Origin of the sequence: Sphingomonas sp. HF-S4, from assembly GCF_032911445.1 — a bacterium.
GTDB classification, from domain to species: Bacteria; Pseudomonadota; Alphaproteobacteria; order Sphingomonadales; family Sphingomonadaceae; genus Sphingomonas; species Sphingomonas agrestis.
On record NZ_JAWJEJ010000002.1, the window covers coordinates 938,310 to 950,131 of the forward strand.

Here is an 11,822-nt window from a genome sequence, read left to right on the forward strand (position 1 = left end):
GGGAGGGGCTTGATAGGAGGGACAGCAAAATTGGCGCGCGATCTGCCGTTCATCGATGTCCATGTGCATCTCTGGGACCTCGCCCGCATCGCCTATCCCTGGCTGACGCCGCCCTTCGCCGATGACGGCCCCAACGGCAGCGTCGAGCCGATTGCCCGGACCTATCTGCTCGACGATTACTTGGCGGATGCGCAGGGCTGGGACGTCCGCGGCATCGTCCATGTCGATGCCGGCGCCGACGCCTCGGCGGCGCTTGCCGAGACCGAATGGCTCCAGGGGCTGCACGACGCGCGCGGCCTGCCCAATGCGATCGTTGCCTTCGCCGCGCTCGACGATCCCGATGTCGAGGCGCTGCTCGACCAACACGCCGCGCACCACGCCGTCCGCGGCATCCGCCATATCGTCAACTGGCATTCCGATCCCCGCCGCACCTATGGCCCGCGCGACGTCACCCAAGAGGAAGCCTGGGCGCGCGGCTTCGCGCTGCTCGGCAAATACGGGCTGAGCTTCGATCTCCAGGCCTATCCCGGCCAGTTTTCCGCGCTCGCCAAGCTGATCGCGAAGCATCCCGAGACGCAGGTCATCATCAACCATACCGGCATGGCGGTCCCTGGCGAATGGGACCAGTGGCGTGTCGGCATGGCCGCACTTGCCGAACTCCCCAATGTTGCGACCAAGCTGTCGGGGATGGGATTCACGCATCGGCCGTGGACGCTGGATCAGGCGCGTCCCTATATCCTCGAGGCGATCGAGATGTTCGGCACCGATCGCGCGATGTTCGCGAGCGACTTTCCAACCGACAAATTGTTCGGCAGCTTCGCGCAGCATCTCGACGCGTACGACACCATCACCAGCGACTTCAGCGAGGACGAGCGCCGTGGCCTGTGGGGCCGCAACGCCGATCGCATCTACCGGCTCGGGCTGGGCATCTGAGGAACACCATGAGCGATACCCAGAATCATGGCTGGCGCAACACGATCCTTGCCGGCCTCGCCAATTACATCGACGCGGGGTCGATCGTCGCCGGATCGGTGGCGCTGGCGCTGTGGCGCGAGATTTACGGGCTGTCTGACAGCTTTATCGGGCTGATCGGGGCGTTCAGCGCGAATGCCATATCCGCGGGCGTCGGCGCGCTGATCGGCGGGATCCTGTGCGACAAGTTCGGGCGGAAGAAGATCTACCAGTACGACATGCTGTTCTACGCGTTCGGCATGTGCTTCCTCGTCTTCGCCTCGGCGCCGTGGATGATCGTGCTGGGCTTCGTGCTGGTCGGGCTCGCGGTGGGGGCGGACATCCCCGCTTCGTGGTCGCTGATCGCCGAGCAGGCGCCCGACGACAAGCGCGGTGCCCATTCCGGGGTCGCGCAGTTGCTCTGGTATCTCGGGCCCGTCGCGGTGCTGGTCGCAGCCTATTTCCTCCAGCCCTGGGGCATCACCGGCGTGCGCTGGATCTTCGCGCATCTCGCGGTGCTGGCGATCGCGCTGACCTTCCTGCGCTCGCGGATGCGCGAGTCCGAGCGGTGGGAGGAGAGCAAGGCGTCGGGGCAGGTGACGCAATGGCGCGAGCTGTTCAGCCCGCGCTATTTCGGCGCGATCCTGTTCCTCGCCGCGATGTATGGCTTCTGGAACCTGTGGGCGGGCTTCAACGGCTTCTTCACGCCCTATCTCGTCAAGGCGCACAACCTCCCCGCCTGGGTCGAGACGATCATGCCGGCGAGCTATTTCCTCATCGGGATGATCTCGATCCTGACGATTTTCATGACGCTGTCGGACAAGGTCAACCAGCGGCTGCTGTTCGGCATCTCCGCTGGCTTGCACGTCGTGGGCATGGCGATCCTGGCGATCTTCGGCTTCACGCTGGAAGTGTATATCGCCCATGTCGTGATCATGGGGGTGGCCGGCGGCTTCGGCGCGCAGAGCTTCTTCCAGCTCTGGTCGGCAGAGCTGTTCCCGACCGCGATCCGATCGACCGCACAGGGCCTTACCTTCGCGATCGTACGCGTGGGCCTAGGCATCTGGAGCTTTTTCGTGCCGTGGCTCGCCGCGACCAACTACACCACGCTGGCGTGGATTCTCACCGGCTTCCTGGTCGCCTCGGGCGCGATCGGGCTGATCTGGGCGCCGCGCAACGAAGGCAAGTCGCTCGAGGCGATCGCGGCGGAGCGCGGGTGACATGCTGAAGGCACTGATCGCGGCGCTCGCCGTATCGCTCGCTATACCCGCTGCGGCGCAGCCCAAGGCCGATCCGGCGCCGCTGCTGCTCCCGCAGATGCAGCTCCACGATCCCTTCATCGTCGCCGACAAGGCCACGAAGACCTATTATCTGTTCACCCGCAACGAGACCGCGATGACCGGCGACCGTCGGCTCGGGACGATGGTCTATACCAGCAAGGACCTGAAGCACTGGACCCGCCCGCGCGTCGTCTTTGCGCTGCCCGAGGGGACCTGGGCGAAGAACGGAGCGTGGGCACCCGAGGTGCACCCGTGGAAGGGCAAATGGTATCTGTTCACCACCTTCCATAACGAGGCTGCGGCGCTACCCTCCCCAGGCACCCGCAAGCTCTATCGCCGCGGCACGATCCTCGCGGTCGCCGACAAGGTCGACGGACCGTATCGGGTGGTGCGGGGCGGCGAGCCGATCGTCGACAAGGCGCTGATGACGCTCGACGGCACGCTGCACGTCGATGCCAAGGGCAAGCCGTGGCTGGTCTATGCGCACGAGTGGCTGCAGACCACGGTGGGCACGATCGAGGCGATCCCGCTGAACGACGACCTGTCGGCCGCAGGCAAGCCGCGGGTGCTGTTCCGCGCCGACGAGGCGCCCTGGGCCAGGGGGCAGCGCCAGGCCGATGGCGATACCGTCTTCGTCACCGACGGGCCGGAGTTCCACCGCACCTCCACGGGCACGCTGGTGATGCTGTGGTCGAGCTATGGCGAGCGCGGCTATGTCCAGTCGATCGCGCGCTCGAAGTCCGGCAGCCTCGACGGGCCGTGGGAGCAGCTCGACCCGCTGGTGCGGCGCGACAGCGGCCATGGGATGCTATTCCGGGCGTTCGACGGCCGGCTGATGATGGTGCTCCACCGGCCGTTCACGCTGGCGCTGGGCAAGCTCTACGAAATGAGGGACAGCGGCGATCGGGTGGAGGTGGTGCGCGAGGCGACCGAACTCGATCTCGAAGCCTATCCGACTCACCCGTGCGTCCAGCCGCATACGCCGACCGAGCGGAAACTGGAGTGCTGACTTGTAGGAAATGCGCGGCTTAACTTCGCACTTTGCGCATTTAATCTTTTTATAAGTTGCGCGGCTGAGCAGGATTGTTGCGCGGTCGGAATCTGCGTATTTCGACAGTTCAAAGAGCCGTTTCAGAGGCTCGCATGGAATTTCCAACATTGGAAGCCCACCCAATCCCGTTCAGCACGAGCGTAGTGGGGTTAGTCCGGCACTATCAGCCGAAGTACCTGCGGCTCGGGCACTTGATCGCGCGGCACGTCGCGGTTGGGCGGGAGGCTCGGCCAGGCGAGGGCGATGCCGGAGGCGTCCTCGACGGTGTTGCGCTGCATCCCCGGCGGCACCGCTATCTCGCCAAGCCGCCTGCCGGGGCGCTCGCCTTTGCGTGCCAGCGTGGCGGCGTCGAGCAGCAGGTCGATCGGCTTGCCGTCGCGGACCACGGGCAGGACTAGCAGATCGCCCTCCACCTTCGGGGTGCCCAGGCGCAGGCGGAAATCGAGCGAGCCATTGCCCCCGAACTCCCAGCGGAAGTGCTTCCAGTCGCTCGCCGGCACGATGCGCCAGCCGGTGACTTCGCGGCGGGCGAGGAAGACCTGGGTGTTTCCCGCGCCGTCGAACTTGTGGAAGGCGATCACCACGCGGCCGGCGGCGTCGAAGCCGGGGACGGTGTTATTGTTGATCATCCCGTCGCCCACCGCCACCGGATCGACGATCTCTGCATCGCCGAGCCGGATCGGCAGCGCGAGCGGCGTGCCGTCCGAGCGCTGCCAGTGCACCAGGTCGCGGCTGCGGGCGTAGGAAAGGTCGTGGTTGGTGGCGGCGTCGGGGGTGTCGCGCCACACCCAGGTCAAATGGAACCAGCCGTCGGGCCCGACCACCGGGCCGACGAAATAGGCGCTGCGCTTGCCCTCGCCATCGGCGAGCGGCGCGTCGAGCAGGCGCTTCCATTCGGACCCGTCCAGCACATTGTAGATCTCGCGTCCGCGCCCGCTGCCGCCGTCGCGATACTTGAAGATCAGCCGGCCATCGGCACCTTTCAGGAATTCGGGATAGGTCATGCTGCGTTCGGCGGCGCGATCGACCATCACCGCCACGCGCGTGAAGCTGCCCAGGTCGTTTGGCGTGCGCGTGCGGAAATAGACCAGCGGATCATTGTGCATGTTCGCCGCGACATGGAGCCGGCCCTGCGCGTCGAGCGCCATCGCGATGCGGTTGTGTGCGTCCCAGCCGACCCGGGTCGGCAGCCGGGCGTAGCGCCAGCGCGACGATTTGCGCGGGCGGCTGGCGATGGTGAGCCGGCGCTCGGCATCGTAATAGCCGACATAGATCCGCGCATCGGTGACGACGAGCGCGAAGGCGGCGTCGTGCCCGGCCCAGACACGATCGATCGGCTCGGCGGTCTGCGCCGCGGCCGGCACCGCGCAGGCGAGCGCGAGCGGCGCCAGCAGCTTCAGCATCAGTCGAGCTTGAGATCGGCGACCGCGCTCGCCGCGAGCAGGAAGGCGCCGGTGCCGTAATATTGGGTGTCGCTGGCGAGCACCTGCTCGGGGCGGTCGCTGACCTGCTGGACATAGCCGAGCCGGCCGTCGGGCTGGAGCGCGCGGTTGAGCGCCGCCCAGCCTTTGCGCACCACGGGCTCGTATTCGGCGCGGGGGAGGAGTCCGGCCTTGATCCCCCAGGCGAGGCCATAGGTGAAGAAGCCGGTGCCGCTCGATTCGGGGGGCGATTCCTCGGGGGCAAGCAGCGAGGGCGCCCAATAGCCGTCGGGCTTCTGGAGCGCCTTCACCTTGCCCGCCATCTCGACGAACAGGGCCTCGAGCTTGCTGCGCTCCGGGCCCTTGGGCAGCTTGGGAATCATCAGCGCTAGGCCGGCGACCACCCAGCCATTGCCGCGGCTCCAGAACATCTTCCGCCCCTTGGCGTCGCGGCGATCGAAGAAGCGGCTGTCGCGATAGAAAAGCCGCTCGGCGGGGTCGTAGAGGAAGTTCACCGTCGCCCAGATCTCGCGCAGCGCGTAGTCCCTATACCGTCGGTCGCCGGTCTGATCGGCGAGTTCGAGCATCGCCGGCGGCGCCATGAACAGCGCGTCGCACCAGCACCACCGCGCCAGGCATTCGGTGGCGCCGTACCCGCCCTTTTCGGGGACCACGAAGGCGAGCGTCACGCGCGGCGCGTTGGCGACGACATTGTCGAACACGCGGCGCACCGATTGCACCGGTGCGGTGCCGGCCCCGTGCCTGGCCGCCCAGAGATAGCTCTGGGTGATCGCGTGATCGTCGGCGAAGAAGGGCAGGCGGCCGGGCCGCCACTGGTTGGCGGCGCCCATGTCGAGGATCGCCTTGCCGATGTCCGGAGGCGCGCCGTGATCGGCGAGCGCGGTCATGCCGACCCAGAACGCCGCCTGCTCCCAAGCGCGCGGATTGCCGGTCTCACCGCCGGCGCGGGCGATGTGGCTGGTGTCGGTCATCCGCTGAAGCTGCCAGCGCGCGAGCTTGGTGGCGGTGTCGATCGCCGCGCGCGGGCTGGCGTCGGGGGCCTGGGCAAACGCCGCGCCGGGCATCGCAGCCAGCACAAGCAAGGCGGTGCGTAGCGACATATGGGGACCCTCTCCGTTATTTGGGAAGGGTCATAGCAAAGCCGCGCCGGAAAAGAAGAAGGCCGGCGGACTTGCGTCCCCCGGCCTCCGTTCACGCCGTGCGGCTGCTACCGTCAGAAGCGGAAGCGAATGCCGAGCGAGTAGCTGCGCTCGAGATACAGGATCTGCCGTGCATAGCTGTCGCCGGCGGTGTTGTACTGGCGATCGCGTTGCAGCGGATTGCCCAGCAGGTTCGCGATGTCGAACGCCAGCGTGATGTTCGGTATCGGCGTAATCGAGGTCGAGAAGTCGAGCTGACCGCGGCCCCGTTCCTTCACTGCGTGCGTGGTCGGATCGAGCGGTTCGAGGCTGTAATAGTTCACGAACGAAGAGCGGTAGTTATAGGCAAGACGCGCCGAGAATTGCGGCTTTTCGTACAGCGCGACGAGATTGTACGACCATTTCGACACGCCCGGGAACGGCTGCTGCTCGTTGTTGAGCGATGCGGCCAGGTTCGGGATCAGATCGCCCTTCGCATCGATATAGGTGCCGTTGGCCTGAAGCCCGAAGCCCTTCGTCCATTCGGGCAGCCCCTCGATATCGAGGAAGCTGGTGAAGGTGACTTCCGCACCCTGGAGCCGGGTCTGGCCGAGGTTGACCGGCCGCGCGAGGCGGAGGCCGGGGGTGTTACGATCGTCCAGCGTTGCCAGGAACCCGTCGGCGTCGTGCCGGAAGACCGCCGCGGTGATCGATCCAGTGCGCGAGAAATAATATTCGAGGCTCACATCGTAATTGTTGGAGGTGAGCGGACGCAGATCCGGATTGCCGGCCGAACCGCCGCGGCGGAGGCGCTCGACGCACTCGGGCGTGGTCGGCGTGACAAGGCACGGATCGCCCGGCGCAAGGATCACCGGCTGGCCCAGCGACGTATTCGGACGAAGATCGAAGAAGTTCGGCCGGGTACGCGTCTCGGTGAATGCGAGGCGCGCCTGGAGCTTGTCGGTGAGGGCGATGCGCGCGCTGACGTTCGGCAGATAGTCGGTATATTCGCTTTCGGCGCTGGCGGCCGGGAACGTGACGGCGCCGCCGGTCGCTTCGACGCGGGAGAAGCCGTCGATGTTGAGCTTGGTCTTGACCGCGCGCAGCCCGACGACGCCGTCGATGACGGTCCCGCCCAGGTCGAAGCCGTACTTCAGCTGCGCATAGGCGGCGTAGGACTTCTCGTTGGCGCGGAAATTCTCGGCCGGATTATAGGGCGGCATGCCGGCGGGCACCCCGAAGAACGTGCGCAGCTGCGTGATGTTGTCGCGGATGCTGTCGCGGGTGGGCGTCGCGAAGAAGACGTTGGGCTGGACGTTGTTGTACTGGAAGCCCGGCTGGGTGGAGCGGACGTCCAGACCCGGCAGCGAGGTCAGCGGCACGCGCGCGCCTTCGTTGTTGATGTAGAGATTGCCCAGATCGCGACCCGCTTTGCGATTGGTGTAGCGCAAGCCGACATCGATCCGCTTCAGGAAGCCTTCGCCGATATCGTAGGACAGGTCGGTGCGCGCCTGCCAGTCCTTGCCGTTGACGACCAGCCGCTCCTGCCAGAGGCCGCGGCTGATGTAGTTGGCGGGATCGTTGATGTTGAAATTGACGAAGGTCTGGGTGGGGCCATCGTCTTGCGGGGCATTGAACACGACGTTGCGCACCGGCGAACTCGCCATCGCATAATCGACGTTCATCACGCTCGTCGTGTACTGGCTGTCGGTATAGGCGACATCGGCCGAGAGCCGCAGCCGATCCCTGGTCCAGATCAGGCCGCCGCCGCCCTGATAGGTGTCGGTGTGGCCGTTGAACGATCCGGCATAGCCGTCGGGGCGAGCGGCGCCGCTGACGGTCATCGACGAGATCTGGTTGGTGCCCGGAATTTTCTGGATGTTCGACAGCGTCATGCCCTGACCGAAGATCGGGATGAACATCCAGCGGTTGTAATCCTGCGAACGGAAGCCCTGGTAGAGGCCATCGAGATAGATCTCGAGCTCGGGGGTAGGCTTCCACTGGAAGGCGGCGTTGGCCGAGGGGCGCCAGCGCTTGCCGTAGCCGAGAAAATTGCCCTGCGCGTCGGGGAAGCGCAGCCCGGCATTGCCTGGCGCGTTGGTGGCATCGGTCGTGCCGATCACCAGCGACTGCTCGCGAGTCGAATCGAGGAACTCGATGCCGACATAGGAGGCGTTCACCAGCAGGCCCATCTCGCCGATGCCGGTGTCCCAGCGGTCGCTGATCAGCAGATTGCCATTCGGGGCTTCGCGCTGCGCCTGCTCGGAATGGACATAGTTGAGCGAGCCCGACAATTCGAAGCCGTCGAAGTCGAAGGGCTTGCGGCCGCGGACGTTGACCGCGCCGGCGATGCCGCCTTCGACTTGGTTGGCGAGGCCCGACTTGTAGACTTCGAGCGCGGCGACGGTGCCGGCGGGGAAGTCCTGGATCGCGACGAATCGACCCTCGGCGGTGAAGATCTCACGGTTGTTGTAGGTGGTAGTGAGGTTGGGCAGGCCGCGGACGGTGACGCCCGCCGACTCGCCGCCGCCGCGGGTGACGTTGACGCCGGGGACGCGCTGGAGCGCGGAGGAGGCGAAGGTGTCTGGCAGCTTGCCGATATCCTCGGCGACGATCGCGTCGACGATGCCTTCGGATTCGCGCTTGATCCGCTGCGAGGTCTCGAGGCTGCGGCGCAACCCGGTGACGACGATCGCGTCTTCCTGCTGGGTGCCCGCATCGGCAGCGGCGACCGCAGCGTCCTGACTGGCCGTATCGGCATCGGTCTGGGCAAAAGCGGGAGCAGCCCCCGCGAGAATGAGAAACGAAGTCGAAGCTAGAATTACCGATTTCAGGCGCATCGCGAAACCTCCCCTTGGCGAATGCGAGGACTCTTTGCTGAGCCTCTCTGTATTCGCGCCTATGGGGTCGCGCTTATGTTGCTGCCAAGTGATTAATCATATCAATAAGACGGCGAGTATCGAATTTAGGGAACCGTGACCAAGAAGACACACTTCGGACACATGGTGGGAGTTCGTTTTCGATCGTCCCGGATGTTCGCGCCCGTGCGGGGCCGATCCAGTCAAATGGGATCGGCCCCGCATTATCTTTAGAATGCGAACGGCGCGGTCACCCGGCGCTCGGCCATCATGAAGGCGTCGGCGACGATTTGGAGCGGGCGGATGTCGACGTCGCTCGTTCCTGCCGCGACCAGTTCGGCAAAGCGGGCGTAGAGCCGGGCATATTCCTGGTCGGGCGCCTTCTGCTCGTCCTCACCGGGGAGTTGAAGGACACTGCCGCCCAGGCCAAGGCGGAGCGTGCCGGCATCGGTGTCGATCTCGATGTCCCAGGTCTGCGGACCGGTCTGGAGGAAGTCGAGCGACACGGTCACCGGTGCGGTGCCGCTGCGCATCTCGAGCTCGGCGGCAAGGGGGGAGGCGCGACCCTCCGGGACCTCCATCCACGCCTTTTGCAGCAGCATCGGATCGGGGAGTATCTTGGTCGCGATCGACAGCGCGTTGATGCCGGGATCGAACACGCCGAAGCCGCCGGCCGCCAGGATCCATTCCTGCCCGGGATGCCAGCGGCGGATGTCTTCCTTCCAGGTGATCCGGACCGCAAGGATCTGCTTGCCCTGGAGCCACGCCTTGGCCGGCTCGACGCCCGCAGCCTCGCGCGAATGCCAAGTGGTGAACAGGACGACGCCCTTGGCCTCGGCGCGATCGGCCAGCGCGGCGATCTCGCTGATCGTCGCGGCGGGCGGCTTTTCGAGCATGACGTGGAGCCCGGCGTCGATCGCCGCGACGGCCTGTTCGTAGCGGCCCTCGGGCGGGGTGCACAGCGAAACGGCGTCAAGCTTGTGGTCGCCCGCGATCAGCGCGGCGATGTCCGGGTGGCCGGGGACGCCGTCCACGCTCGCGTTGCGGCTCGCGGTCGCGACCAGATCGAAGCGGCCATCGGCTGCCAGCGCGGGGAGGTGCTGGTCGCGCGCGATCTTGCCGATCCCCACCAGCCCCAGCCGGATTCGCTGCGTGCCGTTTTCCGTCATCCTCACGATTTCCTTTTATAAGATATATATGCTCTTCCTATTGCCGCGCAGTGCCGGTATCAAGCCTGCACGGCAGTGCTGGGGCCAACAAAAAGCGGTGCCGTTGTAAAGGCAAATTACCCCACCGGAGAGGTGAATGAGCGACGCGGAGAACGGTACGAACGGCGGACGCCCGCCCCTGAGGTCGCGCGCCTGGTTCGACAACCCCGCCAATCCGGACATGACGGCGCTCTATGTCGAGCGCTATCTGAACTTCGGCATCAGCCTGGAGGAAATCCAGTCGGGCCGGCCGATCATCGGCATCGCGCAGACCGGCAGCGACCTTTCCCCCTGCAACCGCCACCATCTCGAGCTCGCCAAGCGCGTGCGCGAGGGGATCCGCGACGCGGGCGGCATCGCGCTCGAATTCGGCACGCACCCGATCCAGGAGACCGGCAAGCGCCCAACCGCGGGGCTCGACCGCAACCTGCAATATCTGAGCCTGGTCGAATCGGTCTACGGCTATCCGATGGACGGCGTCGTGTTCACGATCGGCTGCGACAAGACCACGCCCGCCGCGCTGATGGCCGCCGCGACGGTCAACATCCCGTCGATCGCGCTGTCGGTCGGCCCGATGCTCAACGGCTGGTTCAAGGGCGAGCGCACGGGCTCCGGCACGATCGTGTGGAAGGCGCGCGAGATGCTCGCTGCCGGCGAGATCGACTATAAGGGCTTCATGGAGCTGGTCGCCAGCTCGGCGCCATCGACCGGCTGGTGCAACACGATGGGCACGGCGACGACGATGAACTCGCTGTGCGAGGCGCTCGGCATGTCGCTGCCGGGCTCGGCTGCGATCCCCGCGCCGTATCGTGACCGCCAGGAGAATGCCTACCGCACCGGCCTCGCCATCGTCGAGATGGTCCATGCCGACCGCAAGCCCAGCGACGTGCTGACCCGCACCGCCTTCATGAACGCGATCCGGGTCAATTCGGCGATCGGCGGTTCGACGAACGCGCCGATCCACTTGAACGCGATCGCGCGCCACATGGGCGTCGAGCTCAACCTGTCCGACTGGGAAGACCACGGCGCCGAGATCCCGCTGATCGTCAACCTCCAGCCCGCGGGCGAATATCTAGGCGAGGACTATTACCGCGCCGGCGGCGTCCCCGCGGTGATGGGCCAGCTGTTCCGCGCCGGGCTGATCGACGGCAGCGCGCTCACCGTCAACGGCAAGACCGTCGAGGAGAATGTCGGCACCGTCGAGGTCGAGGATCCCAAGGTGATCTGGCCGCTCGACGCGCCGATGAAGGCGCATGCCGGCCTCAGCGTGCTTTCGGGCAATCTGTTCGACAACGCCGTGATGAAGTTGAGCGTGATCTCGGACGAGTTCCGCGAGCGTTACCTTTCCGATCCTGCGGACCCCGAGGCGTTCACCGGCAAGGTTGTCGTGTTCGATGGCCCTGAGGATTATCACCATCGCATCGACGATCCGTCGCTCGGCATCGACGAGCGTTCGATCCTGATCATGCGCGGCGCCGGGCCGGTCGGCTATCCGGGCGGCGCAGAAGTGGTCAACATGCGTCCGCCCGCGGCGCTGATCCAGGCCGGTATCCACGCGCTGCCGTGCCTGGGCGATGGGCGCCAGTCGGGCACGTCGGGGTCGCCTTCGATCCTCAACGCCGCGCCCGAGGCGGCGGTCGGCGGCACGCTGGCGCTGGTCAGGACCGGCGACCGCGTCCGCATCGATCTGGGCACCCGCAAAGTCGACCTGCTGGTCGACGAGGCCGAGCTTGCCGAGCGCCGCGCGGCGCTCGCGGTCGATTACGTGCCCGAGAGCCAGACGCCCTGGCAGGAAATCCATCGCAGCCTGGTCGGCCAATTCGATACCGGCGCAGTGCTCGAAAATGCCGTAAAGTATCAGCGTATCGCGCAGACCAAGGGCATTCCGCGCGACAGTCATTAATCCGGCATCGA

General features: G+C 66.1%; 8 protein-coding genes. 4 read left to right on the top strand and 4 right to left on the bottom strand.

Translation table 11 applies throughout. From position 1 onward, the window contains the following. Window positions 1-30 precede the first annotated feature (30 nt). Genes RZN05_RS20440 through RZN05_RS20450 form a run of 3 tightly spaced genes read left to right on the top strand, consistent with a single transcriptional unit; the run spans window position 31 to window position 3,240 of the window. On the top strand, window positions 31-933 hold the full coding sequence (locus RZN05_RS20440; RefSeq protein ID WP_317228519.1) for an amidohydrolase family protein: 903 nt from the start codon (window positions 31-33) through the stop codon (window positions 931-933). Between the two features lie 8 nt (window positions 934-941). Continuing rightward, window positions 942-2,171 carry an MFS transporter gene (locus RZN05_RS20445; protein WP_317228520.1) on the top strand — a complete coding sequence of 410 codons (1,230 nt, stop codon included), beginning with the start codon at window positions 942-944 and terminating at the stop codon, window positions 2,169-2,171. A gap of 1 nt (window position 2,172) precedes the next feature. Further along, window positions 2,173-3,240: a glycoside hydrolase family 43 protein gene (locus tag RZN05_RS20450; RefSeq protein WP_317228521.1), complete on the top strand. Its 1,068-nt coding sequence runs from the start codon at window positions 2,173-2,175 to the stop codon at window positions 3,238-3,240. 191 nt (window positions 3,241-3,431) lie between these two features. On the opposite strand, the gene RZN05_RS20455 is transcribed toward RZN05_RS20450, so the two are convergent. The 4 genes from RZN05_RS20455 to RZN05_RS20470 all read right to left on the bottom strand — a co-directional run bounded on the left by RZN05_RS20455 (window position 3,432) and on the right by RZN05_RS20470 (window position 9,869). Beyond that, window positions 3,432-4,685 carry a BNR repeat-containing protein gene (locus tag RZN05_RS20455; protein ID WP_317228522.1) on the bottom strand — a complete coding sequence of 418 codons (1,254 nt, stop codon included), beginning with the start codon at window positions 4,683-4,685 and terminating at the stop codon, window positions 3,432-3,434. Beyond that, on the bottom strand, window positions 4,685-5,824 hold the full coding sequence (locus tag RZN05_RS20460) for a glycoside hydrolase family 88/105 protein (RefSeq protein WP_317228523.1): 1,140 nt from the start codon (window positions 5,822-5,824) through the stop codon (window positions 4,685-4,687). Before RZN05_RS20460 ends, RZN05_RS20455 begins: the two co-directional genes overlap by 1 nt. Window positions 5,825-5,937: 113 nt before the next feature. Beyond that, window positions 5,938-8,682 carry a TonB-dependent receptor gene (locus RZN05_RS20465; RefSeq protein ID WP_317228524.1) on the bottom strand — a complete coding sequence of 915 codons (2,745 nt, stop codon included), beginning with the start codon at window positions 8,680-8,682 and terminating at the stop codon, window positions 5,938-5,940. Between the two features lie 248 nt (window positions 8,683-8,930). Beyond that, on the bottom strand, window positions 8,931-9,869 hold the full coding sequence (locus tag RZN05_RS20470) for a Gfo/Idh/MocA family protein (RefSeq protein ID WP_317228581.1): 939 nt from the start codon (window positions 9,867-9,869) through the stop codon (window positions 8,931-8,933). A gap of 136 nt (window positions 9,870-10,005) precedes the next feature. Between RZN05_RS20470 and RZN05_RS20475 the strand changes: the two genes are divergently transcribed. Then, window positions 10,006-11,811, top strand: coding sequence for an IlvD/Edd family dehydratase (locus tag RZN05_RS20475; protein WP_317228525.1), 1,806 nt, complete (start codon window positions 10,006-10,008; stop codon window positions 11,809-11,811). Window positions 11,812-11,822 lie beyond the last annotated feature (11 nt).

Bases quoted from the DNA above. Each gene is read 5' to 3' on its own strand.
- RZN05_RS20465 (WP_317228524.1), bottom strand. From the start codon at position 8,682: ATGCGCCTGAAATCGGTAATTCTAGCTTCGACTTCGTTTCTCATTCTC.
- RZN05_RS20475 (WP_317228525.1), top strand. From the start codon at position 10,006: ATGAGCGACGCGGAGAACGGTACGAACGGCGGACGCCCGCCCCTGAGG.
- RZN05_RS20470 (WP_317228581.1), bottom strand. From the start codon at position 9,869: ATGACGGAAAACGGCACGCAGCGAATCCGGCTGGGGCTGGTGGGGATC.
- RZN05_RS20445 (WP_317228520.1), top strand. From the start codon at position 942: ATGAGCGATACCCAGAATCATGGCTGGCGCAACACGATCCTTGCCGGC.
- RZN05_RS20460 (WP_317228523.1), bottom strand. From the start codon at position 5,824: ATGTCGCTACGCACCGCCTTGCTTGTGCTGGCTGCGATGCCCGGCGCG.
- RZN05_RS20455 (WP_317228522.1), bottom strand. From the start codon at position 4,685: ATGCTGAAGCTGCTGGCGCCGCTCGCGCTCGCCTGCGCGGTGCCGGCC.
- RZN05_RS20450 (WP_317228521.1), top strand. From the start codon at position 2,173: ATGCTGAAGGCACTGATCGCGGCGCTCGCCGTATCGCTCGCTATACCC.